The 25,562-nt window shown below is 67.1% G+C and carries 28 protein-coding genes and 1 tRNA gene; 13 read left to right on the top strand and 16 right to left on the bottom strand.

Features of this window, described 5'->3' with window-relative positions; all coding sequences use genetic code 11:
• Window positions 1-100 precede the first annotated feature (100 nt).
• Window positions 101-174: transfer RNA gene (locus KZ810_RS07760), tRNA-Cys, on the top strand.
• A 15-nt stretch (window positions 175-189) separates the two neighbouring features.
• Here the strand turns inward: KZ810_RS07760 and KZ810_RS07755 are convergent.
• Window positions 190-1,476 (bottom strand): Hsp70 family protein, encoded by a 1,287-nt coding sequence (locus KZ810_RS07755; RefSeq protein WP_219768455.1) that lies wholly within the window; start codon window positions 1,474-1,476, stop codon window positions 190-192.
• Between the two features lie 151 nt (window positions 1,477-1,627).
• Between KZ810_RS07755 and KZ810_RS07750 the strand changes: the two genes are divergently transcribed.
• The gene (locus KZ810_RS07750; RefSeq protein WP_219768454.1) at window positions 1,628-2,644 is read left to right on the top strand and encodes a glycosyltransferase family 2 protein; all 1,017 of its coding nucleotides are present in this window, start codon (window positions 1,628-1,630) and stop codon (window positions 2,642-2,644) included.
• On the opposite strand, the gene KZ810_RS07745 is transcribed toward KZ810_RS07750, so the two are convergent.
• The 6 genes from KZ810_RS07745 to KZ810_RS07720 all read right to left on the bottom strand — a co-directional run bounded on the left by KZ810_RS07745 (window position 2,534) and on the right by KZ810_RS07720 (window position 7,335).
• Window positions 2,534-3,115 carry a class I SAM-dependent methyltransferase gene (locus KZ810_RS07745; RefSeq protein ID WP_219768453.1) on the bottom strand — a complete coding sequence of 194 codons (582 nt, stop codon included), beginning with the start codon at window positions 3,113-3,115 and terminating at the stop codon, window positions 2,534-2,536. The genes KZ810_RS07750 and KZ810_RS07745 overlap by 111 nt on opposite strands.
• Entirely contained in the window at window positions 3,105-3,791 is a 687-nt protein-coding gene (locus tag KZ810_RS07740; protein WP_219768452.1) for a PIG-L deacetylase family protein, read from the bottom strand. Before KZ810_RS07740 ends, KZ810_RS07745 begins: the two co-directional genes overlap by 11 nt.
• A 53-nt stretch (window positions 3,792-3,844) precedes the next feature.
• On the bottom strand, window positions 3,845-4,933 hold the full coding sequence (locus KZ810_RS07735; protein WP_219768451.1) for an acyl-CoA dehydrogenase family protein: 1,089 nt from the start codon (window positions 4,931-4,933) through the stop codon (window positions 3,845-3,847).
• A gap of 67 nt (window positions 4,934-5,000) precedes the next feature.
• Window positions 5,001-6,416 (bottom strand): PepSY-associated TM helix domain-containing protein, encoded by a 1,416-nt coding sequence (locus tag KZ810_RS07730; protein ID WP_219768450.1) that lies wholly within the window; start codon window positions 6,414-6,416, stop codon window positions 5,001-5,003.
• Window positions 6,413-6,781, bottom strand: coding sequence for a hypothetical protein (locus tag KZ810_RS07725; RefSeq protein WP_219768449.1), 369 nt, complete (start codon window positions 6,779-6,781; stop codon window positions 6,413-6,415). The genes KZ810_RS07730 and KZ810_RS07725 overlap by 4 nt, the downstream gene beginning before the upstream one ends.
• 86 nt (window positions 6,782-6,867) lie before the next feature.
• Window positions 6,868-7,335 (bottom strand): hypothetical protein, encoded by a 468-nt coding sequence (locus tag KZ810_RS07720; protein WP_219768448.1) that lies wholly within the window; start codon window positions 7,333-7,335, stop codon window positions 6,868-6,870.
• Between the two features lie 197 nt (window positions 7,336-7,532).
• Between KZ810_RS07720 and KZ810_RS07715 the strand changes: the two genes are divergently transcribed.
• Complete coding sequence (locus KZ810_RS07715; RefSeq protein ID WP_219768447.1) at window positions 7,533-9,803, top strand: MHYT domain-containing protein; 2,271 nt, start codon at window positions 7,533-7,535, stop codon at window positions 9,801-9,803.
• 19 nt (window positions 9,804-9,822) lie between these two features.
• Here the strand turns inward: KZ810_RS07715 and KZ810_RS07710 are convergent, their stop codons facing one another.
• Window positions 9,823-10,269 carry a (deoxy)nucleoside triphosphate pyrophosphohydrolase gene (locus KZ810_RS07710; protein ID WP_308461513.1) on the bottom strand — a complete coding sequence of 149 codons (447 nt, stop codon included), beginning with the start codon at window positions 10,267-10,269 and terminating at the stop codon, window positions 9,823-9,825.
• 18 nt (window positions 10,270-10,287) lie between these two features.
• Here KZ810_RS07710 and KZ810_RS07705 point away from each other — a divergent pair, with 18 nt between their 5' ends.
• Complete coding sequence (locus KZ810_RS07705) at window positions 10,288-10,500, top strand: Flp family type IVb pilin (protein ID WP_258044645.1); 213 nt, start codon at window positions 10,288-10,290, stop codon at window positions 10,498-10,500.
• 118 nt (window positions 10,501-10,618) lie between these two features.
• On the top strand, window positions 10,619-10,801 hold the full coding sequence (locus KZ810_RS07700; protein ID WP_219768446.1) for a Flp family type IVb pilin: 183 nt from the start codon (window positions 10,619-10,621) through the stop codon (window positions 10,799-10,801).
• 71 nt (window positions 10,802-10,872) lie between these two features.
• On the opposite strand, the gene KZ810_RS07695 is transcribed toward KZ810_RS07700, so the two are convergent.
• The 4 genes from KZ810_RS07695 to KZ810_RS17225 are packed head-to-tail and all read right to left on the bottom strand — an operon-like array spanning window position 10,873 to window position 14,663.
• Window positions 10,873-11,823, bottom strand: a complete 951-nt coding sequence (locus KZ810_RS07695; protein ID WP_219768445.1) for an acetyl-CoA carboxylase carboxyltransferase subunit alpha — start codon at window positions 11,821-11,823, stop codon at window positions 10,873-10,875.
• A 9-nt stretch (window positions 11,824-11,832) separates the two neighbouring features.
• Window positions 11,833-12,711 (bottom strand): tyrosine-type recombinase/integrase, encoded by an 879-nt coding sequence (locus tag KZ810_RS07690; RefSeq protein ID WP_219769036.1) that lies wholly within the window; start codon window positions 12,709-12,711, stop codon window positions 11,833-11,835.
• Between the two features lie 58 nt (window positions 12,712-12,769).
• Entirely contained in the window at window positions 12,770-14,539 is a 1,770-nt protein-coding gene (locus tag KZ810_RS07685; RefSeq protein ID WP_219768444.1) for a hypothetical protein, read from the bottom strand.
• The gene (locus KZ810_RS17225) at window positions 14,529-14,663 is read right to left on the bottom strand and encodes a hypothetical protein (protein WP_258044641.1); all 135 of its coding nucleotides are present in this window, start codon (window positions 14,661-14,663) and stop codon (window positions 14,529-14,531) included. The genes KZ810_RS07685 and KZ810_RS17225 overlap by 11 nt, the downstream gene beginning before the upstream one ends.
• An 85-nt stretch (window positions 14,664-14,748) precedes the next feature.
• Here KZ810_RS17225 and KZ810_RS07680 point away from each other — a divergent pair, with 85 nt between their 5' ends.
• Genes KZ810_RS07680 through KZ810_RS07670 form a run of 3 tightly spaced genes read left to right on the top strand, consistent with a single transcriptional unit; the run spans window position 14,749 to window position 17,267 of the window.
• Window positions 14,749-15,288, top strand: a complete 540-nt coding sequence (locus KZ810_RS07680) for a shikimate kinase (RefSeq protein WP_219768443.1) — start codon at window positions 14,749-14,751, stop codon at window positions 15,286-15,288.
• Entirely contained in the window at window positions 15,285-16,385 is a 1,101-nt protein-coding gene (gene aroB / locus KZ810_RS07675) for a 3-dehydroquinate synthase (RefSeq protein ID WP_219768442.1), read from the top strand. The genes KZ810_RS07680 and aroB overlap by 4 nt, the downstream gene beginning before the upstream one ends.
• 60 nt (window positions 16,386-16,445) lie before the next feature.
• Window positions 16,446-17,267, top strand: coding sequence for an alpha/beta fold hydrolase (locus KZ810_RS07670; RefSeq protein ID WP_219768441.1), 822 nt, complete (start codon window positions 16,446-16,448; stop codon window positions 17,265-17,267).
• A gap of 41 nt (window positions 17,268-17,308) precedes the next feature.
• On the opposite strand, the gene KZ810_RS07665 is transcribed toward KZ810_RS07670, so the two are convergent.
• Together KZ810_RS07665 and eno are read right to left on the bottom strand one after the other, a co-directional pair.
• A complete protein-coding gene (locus tag KZ810_RS07665; RefSeq protein WP_258044640.1) occupies window positions 17,309-17,596 on the bottom strand; it encodes an FtsB family cell division protein in 288 nt (95 codons plus the stop codon).
• A gap of 70 nt (window positions 17,597-17,666) precedes the next feature.
• A complete protein-coding gene (gene eno, locus KZ810_RS07660) occupies window positions 17,667-18,947 on the bottom strand; it encodes a phosphopyruvate hydratase (protein WP_219768440.1) in 1,281 nt (426 codons plus the stop codon).
• 123 nt (window positions 18,948-19,070) lie between these two features.
• On the opposite strand from eno, the gene KZ810_RS07655 reads away from it, so the two are divergent.
• From KZ810_RS07655 to KZ810_RS07635, 5 genes are read left to right on the top strand one after another with little or no spacing between them, the layout of a single operon-like run.
• Complete coding sequence (locus KZ810_RS07655; RefSeq protein ID WP_219768439.1) at window positions 19,071-19,622, top strand: hypothetical protein; 552 nt, start codon at window positions 19,071-19,073, stop codon at window positions 19,620-19,622.
• Between the two features lie 4 nt (window positions 19,623-19,626).
• Complete coding sequence (locus KZ810_RS07650) at window positions 19,627-20,010, top strand: phage holin family protein (RefSeq protein WP_219768438.1); 384 nt, start codon at window positions 19,627-19,629, stop codon at window positions 20,008-20,010.
• A complete protein-coding gene (locus KZ810_RS07645) occupies window positions 20,007-20,327 on the top strand; it encodes a DUF3618 domain-containing protein (protein WP_219768437.1) in 321 nt (106 codons plus the stop codon). Before KZ810_RS07650 ends, KZ810_RS07645 begins: the two co-directional genes overlap by 4 nt.
• Window positions 20,328-20,359: 32 nt before the next feature.
• Window positions 20,360-20,836, top strand: a complete 477-nt coding sequence (locus tag KZ810_RS07640) for a hypothetical protein (protein WP_219768436.1) — start codon at window positions 20,360-20,362, stop codon at window positions 20,834-20,836.
• 39 nt (window positions 20,837-20,875) lie between these two features.
• Window positions 20,876-21,100 carry a DUF4170 domain-containing protein gene (locus KZ810_RS07635; protein ID WP_219768435.1) on the top strand — a complete coding sequence of 75 codons (225 nt, stop codon included), beginning with the start codon at window positions 20,876-20,878 and terminating at the stop codon, window positions 21,098-21,100.
• Window positions 21,101-21,333: 233 nt separating this feature from the next.
• Here the strand turns inward: KZ810_RS07635 and greA are convergent, their stop codons facing one another.
• Both greA and carB read right to left on the bottom strand, forming a co-directional pair.
• Window positions 21,334-21,810 (bottom strand): transcription elongation factor GreA, encoded by a 477-nt coding sequence (gene greA / locus KZ810_RS07630; protein ID WP_219768434.1) that lies wholly within the window; start codon window positions 21,808-21,810, stop codon window positions 21,334-21,336.
• 75 nt (window positions 21,811-21,885) lie between these two features.
• On the bottom strand, window positions 21,886-25,239 hold the full coding sequence (carB, locus tag KZ810_RS07625; RefSeq protein WP_219768433.1) for a carbamoyl-phosphate synthase large subunit: 3,354 nt from the start codon (window positions 25,237-25,239) through the stop codon (window positions 21,886-21,888).
• Window positions 25,240-25,562: the final 323 nt, after the last annotated feature.

The following is a 25,562-nucleotide window of genomic DNA, read 5'->3' as shown; positions in this document are numbered from 1 at the left end:
CCGCGCCGCTCGCCAACACTTCCGCCCGACGATACTCCTGCGAAGCAGAAGACTTGACACCGGGGCGTGCGCTGCGCATTGGCGCGCCTCCCGACGTCGAGGCCCGATGGCGGAGTGGTGACGCAGAGGACTGCAAATCCTTGCACCCGGGTTCGATTCCCGGTCGGGCCTCCAGACCTCCCGGTGCCGTCAGGCGGTCCAGCCGGAGATATCGTCGGCCTGCGCGATCAGCGCCAGTCCGTGCGCGATCGAGGTGAGTTCGCCCCCCGATACGATCCGCTCCGCGCCGAACCGCTCCTCGAACAGTCGGCGGACCGCCGGGACGAGCGAGGTGCCGCCGGTCAGGAACACGCGGTCGATCGCACCCGTCGACACGCCCGCATCGACCAGTGCCTCGTCGACCGCGGCGGCCATGCGCGCCACATCCTCGGCGATCCACGTCTCGAAAGCCTCGCGCGAAACCGCGGTCGCGATGTCCAGTCCGCCACCTGCGAAGCGAAATTCGGCCTCTTCTCGCGACGACAATGTCCGCTTTAATCGCGCGACCGCGTCGTACAGTTGAAATCCCAGTTCGTGCTCGATCAATGCGATCATTCGCCCGATCGCGTCGGGATCGACCGCGCTGCGCTGCAACCGCTCGAGCTCGGCGAGCGTCCGCCGGTTGCGCATCAGCGCGAGTTTCGACCAGTCACCGAAATCGGCGAAATAGCCCCCCGGTATCTCCAGCACCTTATCGAACGAGCGATAGCTGCCACCCTTCCCCAGCATCGGCAGGACGAGGCGATCGACGATGCGGTAATCGAACCGGTCGCCGGCGATGCCGACGCCGGCGTGGCCCAGCGGGACGCACCGCTGGTGGGCGCCCGGGCGCTCAACCCGCACGACCGAAAAGTCGCTGGTTCCGCCGCCGAAATCGGCGACGAGCAGGGTCGCGGGCTCGGTCGCCTCCGCGGCATAGCTGAACGCCGCAGCAAGCGGTTCGTAGACGTAGTGGACCTCACCGGCGCGTCCGGCGAACATCGCGTCGTAGCGTTGGCGCGCAACCGCGGGGTCGGGGCGCGCGCCGGCGTAGCGGACCGGACGCCCGACCACGAGACGATGCGGCCGATCGAGCACGCCGTCCGCGCGGTGGGCCAGCCGATCGAGGAATATTTGGCCCAATTCCTCGAACCGGAAGCGTTTCGCGAAGACTGGCGCGGTATCGAACGACGCGCTCGCGGCAACCGACTTGAAAGATTGCAGGAAGCGACTGCCGTCGGGGAAGTCGAGATATTCGTGGATCGCGTCGGGCCCCGCCTCGACATTCAGTCCGCCGTGCGCGTCCTCATCCTGCCAGAAGCATAGAGCCGAACGGAAGACGGCGCTGTCCGCCGTCGGGTCGAGCGTCAGCAGCCGCGCCTGGCCCGCGCCGTCACTGACAGCAACGACGCTGTTGGTGGTGCCGAAATCGAGCCCGACGGCCAGAGGTGAGGACATGGGCAGGCGCCGTCTGCTGGAGGAGCGCTGCGCTATGGCAAGCAGGTCACGCCGGGACAAGTTTGAGACGCGCCTCCGCCGCCTTGATCCACGTTGATTGTCGTTGTGCCGGGTTCGATATACGCTAGCGATCGATGAAGCCCGTCGACGCATGACCGACCGCCGAGCGCGCGTCGCAGTGGCGCTACCCGCGAAGAACGAGGCCGACGATCTGCCCGCGTGCCTCGACGCGCTCGACGCTGCCGCCGCGCGGTACGGCGTCGGCGTGACGATTGTGGTGGTCGCGAACAATTGCGTTGATGGAACCGCGGAGGTGCTCGCGCGCACCATGCTCCGCCACGCGACGCTAATGTCCTGCGCGGTATCGCTACTTCCGCCGTTCGCCCATGCCGGTTGGGCGCGACGGATCGCGTTTGATGCGGCTGCAGCGAAGCTCGTCGAGGGGGCCGATATTCTCATGTCGACGGACGCGGACACCTGCGTCGCTCCCGACTGGATCGTGCGCGCCGTCGCGCATCTGGACGCCGGCGCCGATGCGGTGGCGGGTCGCGCGCTGACGCGACGCGGGGATCGCCGGATGCTCGGGGCGGAGCCGATGCGGCGGCTGAATCTACTTGGCCGCTATTATACCGCACTCGACTGGCTGCGCGCGAACGCCGAGCCGGCGGCGCAAGACCCCTGGCCCCGACACTATTACGAAGGCGGCGCGAGCATCGGATTGCGGCTGGCAACCTACCGCGCGATCGGCGGCGCACCGACGCCCGCCCTAGCCGAGGACCGTGCGCTATTCGCCGCGGTGCGCGCACGCGGTGGGATCGTCCGCCATCCCCTCGACGTGCGGGTGTTCACCTCAAGTCGCATCGACGGACGCGCACCCGGCGGGATGGCCGACGCGTTCGCGCGCTGGATTACGCAAGCGCCGGACGAGCGATTGCACGAGACCTACGCTTTTCCCGCCGCGCTCGATCCCGACCGTGCGTGCGTTGGCGACCAGCTCAGCTTCGACACGCTGCCCGCGGCGATCGCGCAGGCTGGCGCGATGATCCGCGCGCGCCGGTCAGGTGCGGCGCCAGCGATCGAGCCGGTATTGCTCGCGCCGCTCGGAGAGCGTCACCGTGACGGCGTCACCGAGCAGGGATCGCAGCCCCTCGACCGCATCGTCGCCTGAGAGCGGGTAATCGGTTTCGCCGATCCAGTGTACCAACATGATCTCACCGCCGGGTCGCACGTGCGCGCGTAGGTAATTGGCCGCCCGCGCCAGATCATGGCGGTCCCAGTAATAGATCACCTCCGACAGCACGACCAGATCGAACAGCGCGTCGGGCGCGTCGCCAGGTAGCTGCCGCCGCTCGAACCGGACCTGCGGATGGTCGGCGCAACGCGCGCGAGCGGCAGCGAGCGCGGTTCCCGAGACATCGACCGCGATCAGACCAGCGCATCGATCGGCCAGCCGCTGCGTCAGCACACCGTTCGCGCACCCGACTTCGAGCGCTAGATCGTAGCGCTCGCGGGAAAGGCTGCCGAGGGTATGGTCGTATTTCGCGGCTTCGTACGCGCTCGTCTCGAAGGACCACGGATCACCCTGCTCGCGAAACAGGTTCTCGAACCAGTCGGGAGTGATCGTCTGCTCACGCCGCATGGCGTTCCTCCAGCAACAGGGTAATGCGCCGGTCGGCCAGCCGCCGCATCGCGCGCGGCAGCACGAAGCGTTCGCGCGTGCCGATGATCCGACCACCCAACTGACTGCGGTGGCATTCGAGCGCGCGTCGCTCCGTCCCGCGGCGCCCCTGCGACGCGATCGCGATCGGGCGGACGGAAGCGATCGCGCCGGCAAGGTCATCACTCGTCCAGCCCCACACGCAATAGAACAACGGGACGGTTCCGATCCGCCGCGCGACCGCGCGCGCCACCGCTGCCGCAGCCTGATGATCGCAGTGCGGGTCCGCTGCCCAGGTCGTGACCACGCGTCGCAATCGCTCGCGCCGGCACAGAGCGACTAGCCGATCGACAGTTTGTTCGAAAGCGCGCGAGCGTCGGTGATGGGGTGCCGCATCCGCCCAACCGAGCAAGAGCGGTGACTTCGTAAAACCAAGCATGCGTAACGACGCCCGCGCCTCGCGCGCTCGCAAGGCAGCCACGCGTCGCGCACTCCACCCCGGTGCACCGATATGGCTGCCCGCGCCGTCGGTCAGAAACGCGATGCTCAATCGGGCACGCGCCTGCGCTAGTCCGGCGATCAGCCCGCCCGCGCCCAGCGCCTCGTCGTCGGGATGCGGCGCGATCACCAGCCAGCCCTCCCGCGCCGCCTCCGTCATCGTCAGTGATCGGGCGCGGAGCAGGGCGTGGCGCCAATGCGCATGTCCGGGCATCACCACCACGGATCGTCACCCCAGCAATCCGCCTCGATCCACGCCGCCGCCGCGCGGTCGCGCGCCTGGTCGGGTACGGGCTGACGCAGGTAGAGCCCGAGATCACGGGTGATGCGGTCGATCCGGCTGGCGGTAAAGAAGGCTGCGGTGCCGACCGCGCGCGCGGCGCCCTCCATCACGAGCAGTCCAGCATCCTCAACTACCCCACGCGTCATCAGCACATGCGCGATCGCCGCCGCGGCGCCGCGTTCGGCAAGATGCGCAGCTTGCGTGACCCAATTAGCGGCCGAGCGCGTCGCAACAATCGCCGCGGCGATCCGCGCACGCTGGATCGGATCATTGGCCTTGCCGGTGCTGACCAGATGATTGCGCCAATGACGTAGCAACGCTTCGACCGCACCCAATTGTACCGCGGTGAAGCGCCACGCGCCGCCCGAGAAGCGCGGCTCGCGCTCGTAATCACCCGGTCGACCGATCAATGCGTCATCGCTCACGGTCATGCCCGTGAAATCAAGCGTCCCGCTCTGCGTGCCCCGCATTCCGCGGACCTGCCACCCGCTGTTGTCGACCCGTGCCCTCGCGTCAGCCAAGTCGGTGAGGATCATCTGTTTCCCGCCATCCGGCAGCAGCGCGGTGATAAGCGCGGCGTCGACATGCCCCGCGCCGGTCGCGAAGCTCTTTGCCCCGACCAGGTGATAGTGTCCCGCGCCTGCCGGCTCGAGCCGCATCCCCGGCGCAGGCTCAGTATTCCACACGCCCATCACGCGCCCCTCGTCCACGTTACGCTGCAATGCCTCGTGCTGCGCCGGCGTCCCGTAAGCGTGAACAAGTTGCGCCGCGTTGACGTGGCCCTCGAAGACGCGGCCGAGACTCAGGTCCGCGCGCCCTATCTCGCGCAACACCGTCAGCAATTCACCGACGGCGCGATCGTCGTTCAGCGCGACGAACGCCCTCGTCGCGCCGAGGTCGATCAGCGTCCGGAGCCGGTCCGTTGGAAATGCTTCGTCACCATTGGCGCAGTCCCAGGCGCGCGCGACGTCGCGCACGCGCTCGACGAGTGACGCCGTCTGCCCTTCAGCTGCCTGCATCAACAAATCCATGCTCTCCCGTGCCGGCGTGAGCGCGCCAGCAACGACCGCGGTTCCGCTGCGCCGATCAGACACGGATTGGCCAGCGTGTACGCCGCAGTCGATTGGTCGAGAAATCCAGTGCCGCGATCATCAGCAACGACGCACCGAACAGCGGCAGGACGATACCGCCAACGATCAGCGCCCCGATCAGACCACGCGCCCGCGCGCCCGACATTAGCGGCGGCGCGCCGAACGCGCCGCGCGGCCGGCGTTTCCACCACATCGCCACTCCGCTGATCGTCAGCACCCAGATCGCAATGCAGGGCAGCAGCATCAGCAACTGGTTCGCGCGCCCGAAATAGTTGCCCATGTGAAGCTGCACCCCGAGCTCGACGGCGCGTTGGACGATGCCGTAATCGGCGAAGCGTACCTCGGGTCCGATCTGGCGCAGGCTGTATCGATCGACGTAGATCGTCCGCTGCCCCTGCGGCCGGTCGGGATAGGTTACCGCCGTGTACACCCCCTCGGGCCCGCTCGGCAGGTAGAGCCAATAGCCGCGCACCAGCCCCCGCGCAGCGAGCAGATCGATAACGCGGTCGACCCCGGTGATCGCCGCCTCATCCGCCACGGGCGCAGGCAAGGCGTGTCCGGCATGCCCGATATGCGCGCCGTTATCCGCGGGCGGCGCCGAATGCGGCATCGGCGCGCGTTCGAGCGTCCAGGGCACACGGCCGAGCCTTCTCTGCATCGTCGTGCTGCGGGGTGCATTGTGCGTGCGGAACGACGGCGGATACCCTACCCCCGCCGCAGCACTGGCGCGCTGGAGTAGATCGCCGCTGACCCCCGACCAGGGCAGACCGGTCATGATAAGAAACCCGATCAGCGCTGCGCTCCACACGCCGACAGGGCCGTGCAGCGATCGCCAGAAACGGCGACCACGCAGGTCGAACCGCGGCCAGAACACCCCCGCCCCGCGCCAACGGCTGCGCCCGGTGCCTCGCGGCCACCACAGGATCGTACCGGTGACGATCAGCACAAGCGCCCAGCACGCCGCCAGCTCGACCAGCCGGTCGCCCATTGTCCCGATCATCAGCGACCCATGCAACTCGTCAGCGATGCCGACCAACGTGCGCTCGTACACCAAGCTGCCGAGTACACGTCCGCTGCCGGGATCGACGTGGATCCGCAGCGGCGCGCCGGTTTGCGGCGCGACGTAGATCACCGCCGCGCGCGTCGCCGTTGCCGGCAGGTCGACGCGCGACACCGCACCGGGATGCGCCGCCAGCGCCGCGGCGATCATCCGCGAGACGGGCACCTCGCCGACATGCGGCTGGACTAGGCGCAGGTCGGGGTAGATCAGGTCGTTCAGTTCGTCGTTGAACAGGTAGATCGCACCCGTCGCGCTCAGCATGAGCAGAAACGGCGCGACGATCAGCCCGGCCCAGAAATGCCAGCGCCATATGGTGCGGTGGAACGCAGCGACGCGGTGATTGCGGGTCATGATGCCGCCCCGCGCAGTCGCCACGCCGGCGAGCGCGTCGAAGATCGCGACGCGCCGATGAACACGCTTTCAGCTCCACAAGCCTGCCGATGATCAAGCAATCGATTGAGGGGATCATGCTCTTGCACCGCCAGCATAATCCACAACGACATCTTCGTGCCGATCAAATTGCGCCTATGGGCCGACCCTCCCGACAAAACCGTTTTAATGATCGGCTGAAGCATCGACGCGACGGCAATCATAGAGGGGTTAAGCGTCGCGCGGCTAACCCACCGGTTGGCAGCCTTCATGAGAATGACGTGATTTGCTCCGTCACGACGCGCGACCATTTGGCGCGCACCAATGGGGAAGAAATAATGGAACATGGGATACCTTTCACCACCGGGCGAGCCGAAGCTCGCCACGCTGCGATGGCGGGACGGCACCGCGTTGTCGCGCGGCATCGATCGGGTCAAAGGACGGCTGGCGGGCCTCTCAACGGCGGGCGTATTCGCGCCGGCTCGGCCAGACGCGGCAACAGGATCCCGGCGAACGCGGTAGCGACGATGAACGCGATCAGCGCGGCGAGCAGGATCGGATCGGTCGCCGCCAGCACTGCGGCCGATAGCGCAGTGAACACGCATGGCATTTCGGCCTTGCCGTGCCCATTCGTCCTGCCGTGCTTAGCCGACATGATGTGGTCGCCGGTGTGTGCCTGCTGCATCATGTCCTGCCTGTCACCATGAGCCGTGATGACGGGGGCACTGGCGTGCGAGTCGAGCGGTGCCGGGCCGGCTTGCGGACAAAGCACGATCGTTGGCCAACCGGACCCCTCGCTCACCATGTAGCCGCCGGGGATGAGTAATCTCACCAACAAAGCCGCCGCACAGACCAGGGTCGCAATGTAGCGTTGCGCGACGAGACGGCGGATCGAGCCCACGGGGGGCGATTAGCTGCCGAGGGGCGGTCTGTCACGAAGCAGATTCCCGGCTCGGTTCAGGTGGGGCGACACCAGCGATAGCAGATCGATCCACTATGGACACAAGTCTACGTAAATGACCGGTAATCACCCTGGGACGGCCTTTTCTTTCTCGGAGCGGCCGCATAATCAGGGCGGGAGACAAAAGGAGGACGCGATTGGCCGGCGCTGGCACCCATGATGCGACATTGGTGCTGCTGTCGATCGCGATTGCGATCTTCGCCTCCTATTCGGCGCTCGATCTCGCCGGGCGGATGCGCGCGTCGCATGGCTGGGCGCGATCGGTGTGGTTGTGCACCGCCGCGCTCGCAATGGGTGGCGGGATCTGGGCGATGCATTTCGTGGCGATGCTGGCTTTTAATATGCCGGGCATGGAGGTGCATTACAGCCTTGGCCTGACGCTGCTGTCGGTGGTGGTCGCGGTCGGCTCGACGGGGGTGGCGTTCGCGCTGGTATCGGGCGGCGAGGTGATGTGGCGGCAATTGCTGCCGGCGGGGCTGTTGATGGGGCTCGGCGTCGTCAGCATGCATTATATCGGCATGGCGGCGATGCAGATGCCCGCGACGATCCGCTACGATCGTTTGTGGCTGAGCGCCTCGATCTTCATCGCGATCGGCGCGGCGACGGTGGCTCTCTGGCTAGCGGGGCGCAACGCGAACCGGCTGCTTCGCGCGGGCGCCGCACTCGCGATGGGGTCGGCGATCGCCGGGATGCACTTCGCCGGGATGCGTGCCGCGCAATTCACTCCGGTAGGCGCGTCGATGGCGCCGGACCACGCGAGCCTGGGTCAGACCGCGCTTGCTCTCGCGGTTGCGGCGGCGGCGTTCGTGATCCTGCTGCTGTCGCTCGTCGCCGCGAATGTCGACCGGCGACTGGCGGCGGCGGCGTTGCGTGAAGCCGAAGCCTTGCGCGAGAGCGAGGAACGCTTCCGCGCGCTTTACCTGCGCACCCCGCTGCCGCTGTTCTCGCTCGATCAGGACGCCCGCGTCGAGCAGGTGAGCAACAACTGGCTCGATCTGTTCGGGCTGTCTCGTGACGCGGTGATCGGGCACCGGCTGGCTGAGTTTCTGGCAACCGACGACGCACAAGCCTTCGCCGCGCGCGACTGGCCGATCCTGATGGCGAAGGACGTGCTGGAGGAGCGTAGCTACCGCGCGATCACCCACAATGGCAGCGTACGCGACGTGATCGTGTCGGCGCGCGTAGAGCGCGATGGCCGCGGCAATTTCCTCCACGTCCTCGGCGGTTTGACCGACGTCACCGCGCGACGCGAGGCCGAGGAAGCGCTGCGACAGGCGCAGAAGAGCGAACTCCTCGGGCATTTGACCGGCGGTGTCGCGCACGATTTCAACAATCTGCTCGCGGTCATCATCGGCAACCTAGACTTATTGCGTAACCGAACGCTCGACGAGAAGGCCGCACGCTTTCTCGACGGTGCGATGCAGGGGGCGCAGCGCGGCGCGGCGCTGACGCAGCGCCTGCTCGCCTTCGCCCGGAAACAGGATCTCCGCCCCCGCGCGGTCGACGTGCCGATATTGGTTCAGGGCATGGACGACCTGCTGCGCCGTTCGCTCGGCCCTGCCATGACGATCACGACCGAGTTTCCGGTCATGATGCCGCCGGCGCACGTCGATGCGCATCAACTGGAACTCGCGTTGCTCAATCTCGCGGTGAACGCGCGTGACGCGATGCCGGATGGCGGGGAACTGCGGATCGAGGGCGCGACCGAGCATCTCGCCCCGGGCAACCGCGCCAATCTGCCCGCGGGCAGCTACGTGCGCGTGTCGATGACCGATCGCGGACACGGCATGGACGCCGCAACGCTGGCGCGCGCCACCGACCCGTTTTTCACCACCAAGCCCGCGGGCAAGGGCACCGGCCTGGGGCTGTCGATGGTGCACGGCCTTGCCGCGCAATCGGGCGGCGGGCTGCTAATCCGCAGCGAGCCCGGCGCGGGAACGACGGTCGACCTGCTGCTGCCGGCTACCGTGCGAGGTCGCAGTAAGATACATGTGACCGTGTCTGCGACCGGCGACCAGCGGACTACGCAATCGCATCGCGTTCTGCTGGTCGAGGACGACGCGCTGGTTCGCGACAATACCGCGGCGATGCTCGGCCACCTGGGACATCACGTGACGGTCGCATGTTCGGGTGAGGAGGCACTCGAACAACTCGCGCGCGATCACGTGATCGACCTCGTCGTGACCGACCAGTTGATGCCGGGGATGCTGGGCACGCAATTGGTACGTCGCATTCACCAGGGCGCGCCGTCGATGCCGGTATTGATCGTGAGCGGCTACGCCGAGTTCACCGCGACGGAGGCGGGCATCTACCCCGTGCTTGGAAAGCCATTTACCCGCACGCAACTGGCAGAGGCCGTCGCGAGCGTGATGGAGCGCCAGCGCGCGACGATCGTCGCCAGCGCCTGATATGGGCCCGAGGCGGGCATCAGCGCCGTGGATACGCGACCAGATGTTCGAGTAAGGGAACATCCAGGGGCGGCATGGGTAGGCGCCGCAATTCGGTGGGTACGTTCCAGCACATGGCATCCGCGGCGCGAGCGATGGGTTCGCCACGCCAGACGCAGCAGGTGAACAGCAACAGGATGATGGTGCGCGAACCCTGCTGGTCGGTCGCGAACGTACATGGCGCGAGGTCGTCCGCGTGCACGCTGAGACCGAGTTCTTCGTCGAGTTCGCGGATGAGCGCCTGATCCGGGGTCTCTCCCGCATCAACTTTGCCCCCGGGAAATTCCCACAGACCGGCATGTGCCTTCCCGGGTGGGCGTCGCTGCATCAAAACCCGCCCGTCAGCATCGATAAGCGCGGCGGCAACGACGAGCAGCGGGGGGCGGTCGGGTGACGTGTTCAAGGTGCCCAAATCATTAAGGCTCACTGTTTATTCTCCCGAACCATGACGAGACGCTGTCCCCGACTGCGACGGTTCGCCCATTTTGCGGGTACGCTCGCGCGTTCGCGGCGTGGCGCGAGTGCGATCGAATATGGCTTTCTCCTGGCGCTGATCGCGCTGGCGAGCTTCGTCGCGCTGTCGCAGTTCGCCGACACCACGCAATTGATGTGGGGCAACATCCGCGCCCGTGTCACCACCGCGACGCAAGGGTCGTGATTCCCGTCCGCGTTTAAGCATTTCTCAACCGATGCGGACGTATCGATCGATTGCTGGCTACCGAGCTTCGGAAAACCAGCCGGGTAACTGAAGTTTCGAATAGCCACTGGAGATCGACATGCAGCAGATTCGCGCATTCCTGAAGAACAGCAAGGGCGCCACCGCAATCGAGTACGGCCTGATCGCCGCACTGATCGCGATCGCCGCCATCACCGCGATGAGCAGCCTGGGCAACCAGCTGACGTCCACGTTCACCAAGGCACAGACGAAGATGGCAGCCGGCGTCACCGCGGCAGGCTAATGACGAAGAAGGGCGGCAGGACCATTGTCCTGCCGCCCTTTTTATTTGTCCAAATTCGATGACCGGCGTGATCAGGAAAGCCGCCCCATCGCGAGGAATTTCGCGCGGCGCGCCTGACGCAGTGCCGCCGCATCGAGTGAAACCAGATCGCCGAGTGCTTGCTCGATCGCATCGCCTAGGTTGGCAATCGCCCGCGCGGCATCGCGATGTGCCCCACCCAGCGGCTCCGGGACGATCGTGTCGGCGACGCCCAGCGCATTCAGATCCTGCGCGGTCACCTTCATCGCCTCTGCGGCGTCGGCCGCCTTGTCGGCGGTGCGCCACAGGATAGATGCGCACCCCTCGGGCGAGATCACCGAGTAGACCGCGTGCTCGAACATCAGCACCTTGTTGCCGCTCGCCAGCGCCACCGCGCCACCCGAGCCGCCCTCGCCGACGATCGCGGACACGAGCGGCACGCCGAGCGATAGACACGTCTCGGTCGAACGCGCGATCGCCTCGGCCTGACCGCGTTCCTCGGCCTGAATGCCCGGAAATGCGCCCGACGTGTCGACCAACGTGATCACCGGCAGACCGAAGCGGTCGGCAAGCTCCATCAGCCTGATCGCCTTGCGATACCCCTCGGGCTTACCCATGCCGAAATTGTGACGAAGCCGCGTTGCGGTATCATCGCCCTTCTCATGGCCAAGCACCATGACGCGGCGCCCCCGAAAGGTCGCGAAACCGCCGAGGATCGCCTGATCGTCACCGAATGCGCGATCGCCCGCGAGCGGCATGAATTCGCTGAACAGCCCGGCGACGTAATCCTTGAAGTGCGGCCGCTCGGGATGGCGCGCGACCTGCGTCTTCTGCCACGGCGTCAGCTTGGCGAACGTGTCCTTCAGCAGCTTGTCCGACTTGGCCTGGAGCCGGGACACTTCGGCGGCGATGTCGACGCCGCCCTCCGCCCCGGTATCGCGCAGTTCGTCGATACGCGCCTGGAGTTCGGCGATCGGCTTCTCGAAGTCGAGGAATTTGAGCATCGCGCGCGGTTAGGACGCGCGCGCGCCAGCGTCAACGAGCGCCTCGCGTAGTGGATGCCGCTCGTTCACCAGTTGGACCAGGTGCCGGCGGTCGACGTGCGTGTATATCTCGGTCGTCGCGATGTCGGCGTGGCCGAGCATCGATTGCAACGCGCGCAGGTCCGCGCCGCCTTCGAGGAGATGCGTCGCGAAGGCGTGGCGAAGGACGTGTGGGCTGATGCGGTCGGGGGCAATCCCGGCCTCGATGGCGACGGCGCGCACGATCTGAAACAAGCGCACGCGCGACAAATGCGACTTGCCGGAAGGGAACAGGAACGCCTGATCGGCGGGCACGTGCATACGCCAGGCCGCGACCGCGGCACGCGCGCGGTCGGACAAGGGCACCAGACGCTCGCGACCGCCCTTGCCCTTCAGGATCAGAAACGGCTTGTCCGGTTGCACCGCGAGCCGTGGCAGGCTGACCAACTCGCTGGCGCGCAAGCCCGAGCCGTAGAGCAGCTCGATCAACGCCGACAGGCGCAGGTCAGGCACGAGCGGTGGATCGCGCTCAAGCCGGGCCGCAACCACCGCGAACAAACGATCGATGTCGTCGTGTGACAGCGTGCGTGGAAGACCGCGGTCGGTGCCCGGCCGCGGCAGTGCCGACGACGGATCGTCGGGGCGGTCGCCCTCCTCGACCAGAAACGCGAAGAAGCGCCGCAGTGCAGCCGCTTTCCGCGCAACCGTGGCGCGCGACAGATCGCTCCAATGCGCCGCCAGGCGATGCAGCGCCGACGCATCCGCGACGCTGAGCGAACCACCCAGAGATTCGGAAGCCAGCCGCAGATCGGTGCGGTAAGCCGTGAGCGTGTTGCGGGCGGCACCGGCTTGCGCGGCCATCATTTCCATGAACCGCTCGATCGCGTCGCGGTCGCCGGGTGGTGATGGCGAGGCGTTCACTCGCGCCTCACAGCCGCGTCAGTGCCTCGGCCGCTATCATTCGCGCTTCTCCGGACAGCCCGACGGCGCGCAGTGCGGCGATGATGCGGTACAAGGCGGCCGGGGGAACGCCCGCCCAGTCGCCGGTCTGCATCCCCACCGCGGCGAGCAGCAGGACCGTGCCCGACTGCCCCTCGGCCGCCGCGCGGTCGAGTGCGCGTGTCCAGGCGTTGGCGGCGCCGATGCGGACGTCGAGTGATGACGCCTGGCTCTCGATATCGCCCGCCGACATGCGGCCGAGCGCGGCCATCGCGGCGAAGAACAGTTCCTTCTTGCGCGCGGCGTTCGCCCCGGTCGGAGAATAATCGTCGACACTACCCCAGCCGGTGCCGGTGCGATCGGGGTCGGCGATCTGCAGCAGCGCCCACGCGTCGCTGCCGCCGGGGACATGCCCCTGCCAGCGCATCGCGGTGCGATCGAGCCCGGCCGACAACATCGAGGCGATCAGCCGATCGGGCTGGTCGACGCCGTCGAACACGGTCAGCCGGCCCGCGGCGCGCGCGGTGAGGATCAGGCGCGCGTACCGCATTGCAGGGGTCTGCGCGCCGTTCCAGAGCGTCGTCATCGCCTTCATCCGCGTCGCGCGGTCGGTCCCGACATAGGCGTCCTGCAGATCGTTGGCGGTCTGCGCGAGGTCGGCAGGCGCTTCCTCGAGCTCACGTGAACTTGCGAACAGATCGACGAGCGCGGCGTTCGACAGTACCCCCATCGCGGCGGCCTGTTCCGCCGCGACGATGCGATCCGCGAGCGGGATCGCGGGGGCGAGCGCGCGCCAGCCCGTTACCTGCGGGCCGACCGTCGCATAGAGCGTATCGGGGATCGCCACGCCCGTCGCGGTCGCGAGACCGAAGCGCCACGCGGTCAGTTGCGACACCGGATCCCATTCGATCGTGATCGCCTGCCGGCTGTCGGCCCCTGCCCCGATCACCTTTTGAGCTAATTGCAGGTCGATCCCGCTCGCGATGTGGCGGCGGCGCAGGCCCTGGATCAGCGGGCGCGTCGGCTCACCGGTCAGCCCGGCGCACATCGCCTGCGCCACGACCCAGCCGCGCTCGCTCGCGGCGATGCGCGGCATCTGCGCGAGTGTGCACAGCCCCGCGGGGTCGGCGTTGGCCAGTGCCGCCTGCATCCACACCTGCGCGAGTTTCGGCGTGACGTTGGTCGCGTCGACCGATTGGGCCACGGCCCGCGCGGCGACCGCCTCCCCCATGCGAAGCAGCAGCCATGCGCGTTCGGCCGCGAAATCGGCGCCGTTGACGTGCGCAGGCGTATCGAGGCGCGACGCGAGCACCCGGCGCAGCGCGATCGACAACCAGCGCGACGGCACCGGTGCCGACAATCGCCGCATCAGCGTTTCGAGATAGCGCCCGTCGACGCGGCCGAACGCATTTGCGCTGACGCCGCCGTCGCCCGCACCGATCGGGCCGACCTGCGCGAGCGAACGACGCGCGAATGCCGGCATTTCGTAGAGCGCGAGCTGCGCCGCATCGGGGGATGGCGCGGCCGAGGGAGTCGGGCTGGGAAGAACGAGCGGGGGTAATGCCGGCAGCGGTCCGGCGCCCGTCGACGCACGCGGCGGCGCGCTCGCGTCGCTGGTCGCGGCAGGCGTGGGCGTCGGCGCCGGCGCGGGCGTTTGCCCGAACCCCGGCGGAAGCAGCGACTCGGGTCGTTCCTGCGCGAGCGCGGTCGCCGCGATCGCGGCCGCCGCAACCCCGATCAGCAGGTGCTTAATTGGCAAGGTTGCCGAGCTCGACCGGCTTCTCGATCTGCGTCATCGGCCGCTCGGTCGCGCGCCCCGCGAAGAAGAACAAGGCACCCACGACCAGAACGATCAGTACCACGAGCGAGACGATGAAACGCATATCGGGACCTTAGCATGAACGGATCACATCACCGAGCGCTAGGTCTGGCGCCGGCGTCGAAGTGCGCTGTATAGCCCGCCTCATCATGTTGCATAGCCCGCCCGTGACACCCGCCTGGACGGGGCAACCGATCGTGCTGGTCGGGTTGATGGGGGTGGGCAAGTCGACGGTCGGGCGGCGGCTCGCCAACCGCTTGCGATTGCCGTTCGTCGATGCCGACCACGAGATCGAGCACGCCGCCGGGATGACGATCGCCGACATCTTCGACCGGTTCGGCGAGGCTTATTTCCGCGACGGCGAGCGCCGCGTGATCGCGCGGCTGATCGACGGCAGCCCCAAGGTGATCGCGACCGGCGGCGGCGCGTTCATCAACGACAAGACCCGCGCGCTGATCCTGTCGGACGCGCTGTCGATCTGGCTCGATGCGCCGGTCGAGGTATTGGTCGACCGGGTACGACGCCGCGACACGCGCCCCTTGCTGCGCGGACGCGACGCGGGCGCGGTGCTGCGCGACCTCGCGGCGAAGCGTACCCCGTATTACAGCCTCGCGAACCTGCGCGTCGCGAGTGCTGATGCGCCGCACGAGAACACGGTGCGCGCGATCCTGGAGGCAATTGGTCGATGACGGTGGTTCCAGTCGCGCTGGGTGCGCGCAGCTACGAGGTGCGGATCGCGAGCGGGCTGCTGACGCGTGCGGGCGACGAGCTATCGCCGGTGATCGGCACGCGACCGGTCGTGATCGTCGCGGACGAGCATGTCGCGCCGCATCTCGCGACGCTCCGCCAATCGCTACGCGCAGCCGGCATCGTGTCGAGCGAGATCGTGCTGCCCGCGGGCGAGGGCACGAAGAGCTGGGCGGTGCTGGAGCGGTTGTGCGACGCGTTGCTGGCGGCAGGCGTCGAGCGGCAGGATCACGTGATCGCGCTGGGCGGCGGGGTGATCGGCGACCTCGTCGGGTTCGCCACCGCGATCCTGAAACGCGGTTGCCGTTTCGTGCAGGTGCCGACCACGCTGCTCGCGCAGGTCGACAGTTCGGTCGGCGGCAAGACGGGGATCAACGCGCGCGCGGGCAAGAACCTAATCGGCGCGTTTCACCAGCCGAGCGTCGTGCTGATCGATCCCGACGTACTCGATACGCTTCCCGAACGGCAGGTCAGGGCCGGTTACGCCGAAGTGGTGAAATACGGCCTGATCGACGACGCCGACTTCTTCGCGTGGTGCGAGGCGAACGGCGCGGCATTGATCGCGGGCGACGCCGACGCGCGGGCCTACGCGATCGCGCACGCGGTATCGGCCAAGGCGCGCATCGTCGGCGAGGACGAGTTCGAGACGACGGGACGCCGCGCGTTGCTCAACCTCGGCCACACCTTCGGGCACGCGCTGGAGGCGGAAGCGGGCTTTTCCGACCGGCTGCTCCACGGCGAGGCGGTCGCAGCGGGATGCGGGCTCGCCTTCGACTATTCGGCAACAATCGGTCTGTGCTCGCGCGACGATGCCGACCGCGTCGCGGCGCACTGGCGCGCGAGCGGGCTGCCCGATGGCCTGGCGGCGTCGCGCATCACCGCGCCGGCCGCGCGGCTGGTCGAGCACATGCGCCACGACAAGAAGATGGCGGCCGGCACCCTGCCCTTACTGCTCGCGCGCGGGATCGGCGAGACGTTCCTCGACAAGACGGTGGCGCTCGACCGCGTCGAGCTCTTCCTAGAGACGGAAGCACGCTGACCGGAACGTCGCGCGCAGCACCACGTTGATCCCGCTCAACAACGGGCTGGAGCTAGCCGCATGCCTTACGTCAAAACCCGCGACGGAACAGACATCTACGTCAAGGACTGGGGCTCGGGCCGCCCGGTCGTCCTCATCCACGGCTGGCCTTTGTCGTCGGACAGCTGGGACCCGCAGATGATGGCGCTGGCCGATGCGGGCTTCCGCGTGATCGCATACGATCGTCGCGGCTTCGGCCGTTCGAGCCAGCCGTGGTCGGGCTACGATTACGATTCGCTAACCGACGATCTCGCCGACGTGCTGAAGGCGACGGGTGCCGAGAGCGACGTCAGCCTCGTCGGCTTCTCGATGGGTGGCGGCGAGGTCGCGCGCTATATGAGCCGCCACGACGGTCGCGGCGTCACCTCCGCCGGGCTGATCTCGTCGGTGGTGCCGTACATGCTCAAGACCGACGACAATCCCGACGGCACGCCCGAGGAGAAATTGCAGGAGATCGGTGACGGCATCAAGAAGGACCGCCCGGCCTTCTTCCAGTCGTTCTTCAAGGATTTCTTCGGCGAGGGCTATCTGACCAGCCCCGTCAGCAGTGCGACGATCGACTGGGCGTGGCGCCTGGCGATGCAGGCCGGGCTGAAGCCGACACTCGCGTGCGCGGAGAGCTTCGGACACACCGATTTCCGCCCCGACCTCGCCGCCTTCCGCGTCCCGACGCTCGTGCTGCACGGCACGTCCGACAAGACCGTGCCGATCGACGCTGCGGGCCGTGCCGCGGCCGCGGGGATCGCGAACAGTCAGTTGGTCGAATATGACGGCGCGCCGCACGGCCTGTTCGCGACCGAGGGCGATCGGCTGACGCAGGATCTGCTGACGTTCCTGCGCTGATCTGAATTGGGGTGGGGTCGCGCGATGCGGCCCCGCCTCACTTACTTGAGCGGAACGATCACCTCGTCGGGATGCGCAACGTTCAGTTCCTTGCGCACCAGTTCGTCGACGAGGTCGGGATTGGCGTGGCGCGGATCGAGCAGTGCGACGCGGTTGCGCAGCATCGTGCGGCGCTGATCGAGCTGCTGGAAACGAAGCTCGCGCGCAGCGATCTGCTGCTTATAGTCGCCGAGCGCGAAGATGCCGTTCGAGCCCGTCACCGCGTAGGCGCCGAAGAACGCCATCACTGACAGCGCGGCCGCAGGCGCGGCGGCGCGGCGGAGGATCATGGACGGCGGTGTCGGCTTGCGGCGCATCGAGGCGAAGAATCGCGCAGATGCGCCGCTTTTGCAAGGCGGTTTAGCGCGTGCGCAGCACGTCGCGGCCCGCGTAATGCGCGACCTTGTCCAGCTCTTCCTCGATACGCATCAACTGGTTGTACTTCGCAAGCCGGTCCGAACGTGCGAGGCTGCCGGTCTTGATCTGTCCGCAATTGGTCGCGACGGCGAGGTCGGCGATCGTCGCATCCTCGGTTTCGCCCGACCGGTGGCTCATGACCGCGGTGTAGCCCGCGCGCTCGGCGATGCGGATCGCCTCGAGCGTTTCGGACAGCGTGCCGATCTGGTTGACCTTGACCAGCAACGAATTGGCGAGCCCGCGGCCGATGCCGTCGCGCAGCCGCTTCGGGTTGGTGACGAACAGGTCGTCGCCGACGAGCTGGACCTTGCCCCCGACCGCGTCGGTCAGTGCCTTCCAGCCCTCGAAATCGTCCTCGGCCATGCCGTCCTCGATCGACAGGATCGGGTAACGCGCGACGAGGTCGGCGAGATAGTCGGCCATCGCGCCGGGTTCGAGCGTCAGCCCCTCGCCCGAGATGACGTATTTGCCGTCCTTGAAGAATTCGGTCGCGGCGCAATCGAGCGCGAGCATGACGTCGTCGCCCGGCGTGTAGCCCGCCTTCTCGATGCTCGTCATGATGAAGTCGAGCGCGTCGATGGTGCTGGCGAGATTGGGGGCGAAGCCACCCTCGTCGCCGACCGCGGTTGCGAGCCCCTTGTCGTGGAGCCCCTTCTTCAGCGTGTGGAAGATCTCCGACCCGCAGCGCACTGCCTCGCCGAGCGAGGGCGCGCCGACCGGCATGATCATGAATTCCTGGAAGTCGATCGGATTGTCGGCATGTTCGCCGCCGTTGATGATGTTCATCATCGGTACCGGCAGCACGTGCGCGGCGACGCCGCCGACGTAGCGGTAGAGCGGCAGGCCGCGCGCGTCGGCCGCGGCCTTCGCGACCGCGAGGCTGACGCCGAGGATCGCGTTCGCGCCTAGGCGGCCCTTGTTCTCGCTGCCGTCGAGCGCGATCATCGCGTGATCGATCTCGAGCTGATCCTCGGCGTCCATGCCGACGATCTCGCCCGCGATCTCCTCGTTGACCGCGGTGACCGCCTGGTCGACGCCCTTCCCGCCCCATTTCGCCTTGTCGCCGTCGCGACGCTCGACCGCCTCGTGTGCGCCGGTCGAGGCGCCCGACGGCACCGCCGCGCGGCCGAAGCTGCCGTCCTCGAGCAGCACATCGACCTCCACCGTCGGATTGCCGCGGCTGTCCACGATCTGGCGTGCGTGAATGTCGATGATTGCGGTCACGTAACGATCCCCCTAGCTGTTCGGGCAAGCATGTCGTGGGCGGCTGTAGCGAGCGGCGGGGGATGCCGCAACGCGAGGGAACCGGCTGCGGCGCGCGGGGTTCACGACGAAACGATAAAGGACATGACCACGATGCCCGACGCGAACGATCGCAACGATTTGGCGCCGATGACCAGCGCAGACACCCAGACGCCGAGCGGCGACGCGTCGTTCCGGGCCGCTGCCCCGCTGAAGATCGCGAGCACGGACAGCGTTGCCGCAGGCGCGTCGAGCACGGTCGACAAGGTCGCGCAAAAAGGTGGCGAGGCCGCCGATACGATCAAGCAGGGCGCCGCGGGACTGCGTGACCAGGCGACCGACCGGGTCCGGCTGTTCGCCGAGGACGGCAAGTCGAAGGCGACCGACGCGCTGGGGCAGTTGACGCAGATCCTGAACGATGCCGCGGCGCAGGTCGACGACAAGCTGGGCAAGCAATACGGCCAATATGCGCGCACCGCCGCCGATCAGGTGCAGTCGTTCGGCGCGAAGCTGGACGATACGACGGTCGACGAGATTTTCGACGAAGCGCGCGAGCTGGTGAAGAAGAGCCCCGGCGTGGCAGTGGGGATCGCGGCGGCGTTCGGGTTCGCGATCGCGCGTCTGGTGTCGGCGGGTGTCGACCAGCGCGGCGCCTGACACGATGGATGACAGCTCCAACGTGACGCCGTTTCGGCGCGCGGCCGACGCCATCCGCGACAAGGTGGCGCCCGAGCCGGGCCTCACCGACCTCGTCTCGCGGTTGACGGGCGACGCGAAAGACGTCGCCCGCGCCGAGATCGCGTTGCAGAAAGCAAAGGTCGGCGAAGCGGTCGCGCGCTATCGCAACGCCGTGATCTTCTTCGCGATCGCGGGCGTGCTGGCACTCGCCGGATTGATCGCGCTCCTCGTCGGGATGATCGAGACGCTCGCGACGTTGACCGGGCCGGGTCTAGCCACCCTGATCGTGGTCGGCGGGACGTTCCTGGCCGCCGCCATTCTCGCGGTGATCGGCAAGAACCGCTTGTCGCCGAAGGTGGACGCGTGAGTTCGCCGGCCGACGTCGCGGCGGCCGAGGCGCGTGCGGCGGAAGCGCGCGCGCGCCTGAACGGGACGGTCGAGCAGTTGCAGGAGCAACTCGCCCCGCGCAAGCTCGCACGCACCGCGGCCGAGAATATGACGGAGGGCGCGCAGCTCGCAGCGCGCGCCTCGGTCAAGACGGCGATGCGGAACCCCTCGGCCGTGACCGGCGGGGTCGCGGCGATCGTCATGCTGTTGTGCCGCAAGCCGCTGGCGCGCGCGCTTGGCCTGAGCAAGCGCCCGCCATCGGCGGCAACACCCCCTCACCTCAAACGCGGCCGATAAGGCCCGAACCCGTTCGCGAAAGGAACGACGACATGACCGACCACCATCATGCGAACGACCATGGCGCGCTGCGCGACAGCCTCGACACCGCGAAGGCGGCCGTGAGCGACGCGGTCGAAACCACGCGCGAGAAGACACGCGAGCTCGCGCATCAGACGGCGCAGGCAGCCGAAACCAATCCGCTCGCGATCGTCGCGGGTGGGCTGGCGCTGGGCGCACTCGTCGGCGCGATCGTGCCGCGGAGCCAGAAGGAACGCGAGCTGCTCGCGCCGGTCGGCAAGCGTCTGGGTGCGACCGCGCTCGCGGCGGTCGCCGCGGCACGCGAGAGCGGCAAGAGCGAATTGCAGAACATCGGCCTGACCAAGGGCGGCGCGAAGGATCAGGTGAAGACGCTGCTCCAGAACGTCGCCGGTGCCGCGGCCACGGCGGGTAAGGCAGCGGCGTCGGCGGGCAAGAAGGAGCTTCGCCACGCCGACGATCAGTCGGGCGCGCAGACCGGCGTCGCCTGACCCTTCACGTTTCCCGCCGACGACGTTAGAGGGGCGCGCATGAGCAAGCTTCACCTCGTTTTCGGCGGGCGCGTGAGCGACCCGCGCACGCTGGAATTCAACGACCTCAATTCGATCGACGTCGTTGGCGTCTTTCCCGACTATGCCAGTGCCGAGAAAGCGTGGCGCGGCGCCGCCCAGCGCACGGTTGACGACGCCGAGATGAAGTACGTCGTGGTGCACCTGCACCGATTGCTCGAGCCGTCGCTGACCAAGCAAGGCTGAGTGAGACACGACGTCGCCCCAATTTAAGGGGGCGGCGTCGCTGATGTTATGTATGCGTGACCGACCCCCTGAGGTAGATCGATCGACGCGAGACAGGTCACTTGGCTAGCGTGGTCCCACGCTGATCGCCCTGTACATCCGACGGGTCAGCGGGGATGGCGTGCCCAAATGACGCCCAAGCACCTCAGTGTTGTTCGACTAACCGCCAGGCATCAGTTCGCCCGGCTGACCGATCAGATGAACTCGATCTTCGACACGAGGTAGTAACGGTCGCCCGACGGCACCGTCACCTCGACTTCATCGTCGACGCTCCGCCCGATCAGCGCGCGGCCGAGCGGCGAATTGTAGCTGATGCGGCCACCCTTCGCGTCGGCCTCGGTCTGACCGACGATCTGGTAACGGATCGGCTTGTCGTCCTCGTCGAGCAGCGTCACCGTCGCGCCGAACACGATCTTGTCGCCCGACAGGTCACGCGGATCGATGATCTGCGCGCGGCTGAGCTTGTCCTCGATATCGGCGATCGATGCCTCGATCTGCCCCTGGCGTTCCTTGGCGGCGTGATATTCGGCGTTCTCGGACAGGTCGCCGTGCGCGCGTGCTTCCTCGATCGCGTCGACGATCTGCGGGCGTTCGATCTTCAGACGCTTCAGGTCCGCATTCAGCTTTTCATAGCCTTCCTGCAGCATCGGCATCTTTTCAACGGTCGCCATGCATCACTTCCTTCAAACGCCCCCGAGCGGCCTCCCCCTGCGAAGCCGCACGCACGATCACTATCTGTCCGAGGTTCAGTTGTGCGATTGCGAATAATAGGATTGCAACGGGCGCACTTCAAGCGTGCCGCTCGCGGTCGACAGGACGCCCGCCGCAATTGCCTTCGCCGCCTCGACGCTGGCGGATGCGGTTGTAAAATAAGGGATACGCCCGTTCACCGCGCTCGAGCGGATCGGCTGCGAGTCCTTGAGGCTCTGCCACCCCTCGGTCGTGTTGAAGATCAGCGCGATGCCGCCGTCCTTGATCCGATCGACGATGTGCGGACGCCCCTGCGCCACCTTGTTGACCAATTCGACCGGGATACCGGCGCGGGTCAGATAGTCGGCGGTTCCCCCGGTCGCGACGATCGTCAGCCCGGCGTCGACCAACTGGCGCGCAGCGGGGACGATCAGCGGCTTGTCGCTGTCCTTCACGCTGACGAACACCGCGCCCGATGACGGGAGAATGGTGCCCGCGCCCAATTGCGCCTTGGCAAAGGCGGTGGTGAAGTCGCGGTCGATTCCCATCACCTCGCCCGTCGATTTCATCTCGGGGCTGAGCACCGGATCGATGCCGGGGAAGCGGTTGAACGGGAAAACGGCTTCCTTGACCGCGACATAATCGATGCGGCGATCGATCGGCGGCAGATCGCTGAGCTTCTCCCCCGCCATGACGCGCGCGGCGATCTTCGCGATCGGGGCGCCGATCGCCTTGGCGACGAAGGGTACGGTGCGGCTGGCGCGCGGGTTGACCTCGATCAGATAGACCTGCGCGTCCTTGACCGCGAACTGAATGTTCATGAGGCCGACGACGTTCAAACCGCGCGCGAGCGCCTCGGTCTGGCGTTCGATCTCGGCGATGATCTCTGCGCTCAGGCTGTATGGCGGGATCGAGCAGGCGCTGTCGCCCGAGTGGACGCCCGCCTCCTCGATATGCTGAAGCACGCCCGCGACGACGACCTGATCGCCGTCGCAGATCGCGTCGACGTCGACCTCGACCGCGTCGCGCAGATACTGGTCGATGAGGACGGGCGAGTCGCCCGACACCTGCACCGCGGTCTGGATATAGTCGTCGAGCTGCTGATCGCTGTCGACGATCTCCATCGCGCGGCCGCCGAGCACGTAGCTCGGGCGCATGAGGACCGGGTAGCCGATGCGGTGCGCGACCGCGATCGCCTCGTCGCGGCTGCGCGCGATGCCGTTCGAGGGTTGCAGCAGACGCAGCTTGTTGACGAGCGCAGCGAAGCGTTCGCGATCCTCCGCGAGGTCGATCGCGTCGGGCGCGGTGCCGAGGATCGGGATGCCCGCTGCCTCGAGCGCGCGCGCGAGATTGAGCGGGGTCTGCCCACCGAACTGGACGATCACGCCGACGAGCTCGCCGCGTGACTGCTCGACGTGGAGGATTTCGAGGACGTCCTCGGCGGTCAGCGGCTCGAAATAGAGCCGGTCGGAGGTGTCATAGTCGGTGCTCACCGTCTCCGGGTTGCAATTGACCATGATCGTCTCGAACCCGGCGTCGGCGAGCGCGAAGCAGGCGTGGCAGCAGCAGTAATCGAACTCGATCCCCTGCCCGATCCGGTTCGGGCCGCCGCCCAGAATGACGATCTTGCGGCGGTCGGACGGCATCGCCTCGCTCTCGGGCTCGCCGAAGCTAGGCGCCTCGTAGGTCGAGTACATGTACGGCGTCTTCGCGTCGAATTCGGCGGCGCAGGTGTCGATCCGCTTGAAGACGGGGCGGACGCCCAGCTTGACGCGGTGCGCGCGCACCTCGTCCTCGGTGACGCCGCCGGTCATCGCCTTGACCGCTTCGTGGATCAGCCCCGAGCCACGCGCGATGCCGCGGCTCATGCCGCGCAAATTGGCCGATTGCAGCGCCAGCCACGCGAGCCTTTTGTCGCTGAACCCCATCGACTTGAGCCGACGCATCCCTGCGGCGTCGATCGGCAGGCCGTTTTCCATCACCTCGGCCTCGGCGGCGACGATCTCGGCGATGCGTTCGAGGAACCAGGGATCGTATTTCGCGATCGCGTGGACCTCGGCGACGGTGAAACCTTCGCGGAGTGCCTGCGCGGCGACGAGCAGCCGGTCGGGCGAGGCGACCGCGAGTGCGGCCTCGATCTCGGCGCGCGGCGCGCCGACGAGGGCGTCGACCTGATTGAAGCCCGACAGACCGGTTTCCAGCCCGCGCAGCGCCTTCTGCATCGATTCGTGGATGTTGCGACCGATCGCCATCACCTCGCCGACCGATTTCATCGCGGTCGAGAGGATTGCTTCCGCACCCTTGAACTTCTCGAATGCGAAGCGCGGGATCTTGGTAACGACGTAATCGATCGTCGGCTCGAACGACGCGGGTGTCGCACCGGTGATATCGTTCTCGATCTCGTCGAGCGTGTAGCCGACCGCCAGCTTCGCTGCGACCTTGGCGATCGGGAATCCGGTCGCCTTCGACGCGAGCGCCGAGGAGCGCGAGACGCGCGGGTTCATCTCGATGACGATCAGGCGACCGTCCTTCGGATTGACCGCGAATTGGACGTTCGAGCCGCCCGTCTCCACCCCGATCTCACGCAGCACCGCGATGCTCGCGTTGCGCATGATCTGATATTCCTTGTCGGTCAGCGTCAGCGCGGGCGCAACCGTGATCGAGTCGCCGGTGTGGACCCCCATCGGGTCGACGTTCTCGATCGAGCAGATGATGATGCAATTGTCCGCGCGGTCGCGGACCACCTCCATCTCATATTCTTTCCAGCCGAGGAGCGATTCCTCGATCAGCACCTCGGTCGTCGGCGAGGCGTCGAGCCCCTTGCGGACGATGTCGAGGAACTCCTCGCGGTTGTAGGCGACGCCGCCACCGGTGCCGCCGAGCGTGAAGCTCGGGCGAATGATCGCGGGCAGTCCGACCTTTTCCAGCCCCGCGAGCGCCTCGGCCTCGGTGTGCGCGATCGCCGAGCGCGCGCTTTCTAGCCCGATCTTGTCCATCGCGTCGCGGAATTTCAGGCGATCCTCCGCCTTGTCGATCGCGTCGGCGTCGGCGCCGATCATCTGCACGCCGAACTTCTCGAACGTGCCGTCACGGAACAGCGCGAGCGCGGTGTTGAGCGCGGTCTGCCCGCCCATCGTCGGGAGCACCGCGTCGGGGCGCTCCTTCTCGATGATTCGCGCGACGACCTCGGGCGTGATCGGCTCGACATAGGTCGCGCCGTCGCTGCCGACGAGATCGGGATCGGTCATGATCGTCGCCGGGTTCGAATTGACCAGGACGATGCGATAGCCCTCCTCGCGCAGCGCCTTGATCGCCTGCGTGCCCGAATAATCGAACTCGCACGCCTGACCGATGACGATCGGTCCCGCGCCGATGACGAGGATGGTGGAGATGTCGGTGCGTTTAGGCATTAATATCTCTTGTGAAGGAGGCGGTCGTGCATCGCGAGCTGCCGTCTGATGGCTCGCGATAATCTGGCGAGGCCCGTCAGTCTTGGTGTTCGATCGATATAATTGGCTAATCGGCGCAACCGATCAATGTTGAGCGGTTGCGGCACACTAAGCTGGAAAGCCTTCGGCGATCTTTGGTCGACCTCAACAAAGACAATGCCGTAGTGCTCCGCGATCCGCTTCAGGCCCGATCGAGTGAGCCCAGGTCCAAATCTAAGCGGCGGGATTGGCCTTTGGTTGGCTCTCATATCACGTGAAAACTCGAAACGTCGGAACCGATATTC

This window comes from Sphingomonas citricola (assembly GCF_019429535.1).
Classification (GTDB): Bacteria; Pseudomonadota; Alphaproteobacteria; order Sphingomonadales; family Sphingomonadaceae; genus Sphingomonas; species Sphingomonas citricola.
This window is presented reverse-complemented; position numbering and strand designations above follow the sequence as displayed.

Bases quoted from the DNA above. Each gene is read 5' to 3' on its own strand.
- KZ810_RS07705 (WP_258044645.1), top strand. From the start codon at position 10,288: ATGACGAGACGCTGTCCCCGACTGCGACGGTTCGCCCATTTTGCGGGT.
- KZ810_RS07670 (WP_219768441.1), top strand. From the start codon at position 16,446: ATGCCTTACGTCAAAACCCGCGACGGAACAGACATCTACGTCAAGGAC.
- greA (WP_219768434.1), bottom strand. From the start codon at position 21,810: ATGGCGACCGTTGAAAAGATGCCGATGCTGCAGGAAGGCTATGAAAAG.
- KZ810_RS07640 (WP_219768436.1), top strand. From the start codon at position 20,360: ATGACCGACCACCATCATGCGAACGACCATGGCGCGCTGCGCGACAGC.
- KZ810_RS07725 (WP_219768449.1), bottom strand. From the start codon at position 6,781: ATGTTCCATTATTTCTTCCCCATTGGTGCGCGCCAAATGGTCGCGCGT.
- carB (WP_219768433.1), bottom strand. From the start codon at position 25,239: ATGCCTAAACGCACCGACATCTCCACCATCCTCGTCATCGGCGCGGGA.
- KZ810_RS07650 (WP_219768438.1), top strand. From the start codon at position 19,627: ATGGATGACAGCTCCAACGTGACGCCGTTTCGGCGCGCGGCCGACGCC.
- KZ810_RS07740 (WP_219768452.1), bottom strand. From the start codon at position 3,791: ATGACGGAGGCGGCGCGGGAGGGCTGGCTGGTGATCGCGCCGCATCCC.
- KZ810_RS07665 (WP_258044640.1), bottom strand. From the start codon at position 17,596: ATGATCCTCCGCCGCGCCGCCGCGCCTGCGGCCGCGCTGTCAGTGATG.
- KZ810_RS07655 (WP_219768439.1), top strand. From the start codon at position 19,071: ATGACCACGATGCCCGACGCGAACGATCGCAACGATTTGGCGCCGATG.
- KZ810_RS07700 (WP_219768446.1), top strand. From the start codon at position 10,619: ATGCAGCAGATTCGCGCATTCCTGAAGAACAGCAAGGGCGCCACCGCA.
- KZ810_RS07735 (WP_219768451.1), bottom strand. From the start codon at position 4,933: ATGCAGGCAGCTGAAGGGCAGACGGCGTCACTCGTCGAGCGCGTGCGC.
- aroB (WP_219768442.1), top strand. From the start codon at position 15,285: ATGACGGTGGTTCCAGTCGCGCTGGGTGCGCGCAGCTACGAGGTGCGG.
- KZ810_RS17225 (WP_258044641.1), bottom strand. From the start codon at position 14,663: ATGCGTTTCATCGTCTCGCTCGTGGTACTGATCGTTCTGGTCGTGGGT.
- KZ810_RS07750 (WP_219768454.1), top strand. From the start codon at position 1,628: ATGACCGACCGCCGAGCGCGCGTCGCAGTGGCGCTACCCGCGAAGAAC.
- KZ810_RS07695 (WP_219768445.1), bottom strand. From the start codon at position 11,823: ATGCTCAAATTCCTCGACTTCGAGAAGCCGATCGCCGAACTCCAGGCG.
- KZ810_RS07730 (WP_219768450.1), bottom strand. From the start codon at position 6,416: ATGACCCGCAATCACCGCGTCGCTGCGTTCCACCGCACCATATGGCGC.
- KZ810_RS07745 (WP_219768453.1), bottom strand. From the start codon at position 3,115: ATGCGGCGTGAGCAGACGATCACTCCCGACTGGTTCGAGAACCTGTTT.
- KZ810_RS07635 (WP_219768435.1), top strand. From the start codon at position 20,876: ATGAGCAAGCTTCACCTCGTTTTCGGCGGGCGCGTGAGCGACCCGCGC.
- KZ810_RS07690 (WP_219769036.1), bottom strand. From the start codon at position 12,711: ATGGAAATGATGGCCGCGCAAGCCGGTGCCGCCCGCAACACGCTCACG.
- KZ810_RS07755 (WP_219768455.1), bottom strand. From the start codon at position 1,476: ATGTCCTCACCTCTGGCCGTCGGGCTCGATTTCGGCACCACCAACAGC.
- KZ810_RS07680 (WP_219768443.1), top strand. From the start codon at position 14,749: ATGTTGCATAGCCCGCCCGTGACACCCGCCTGGACGGGGCAACCGATC.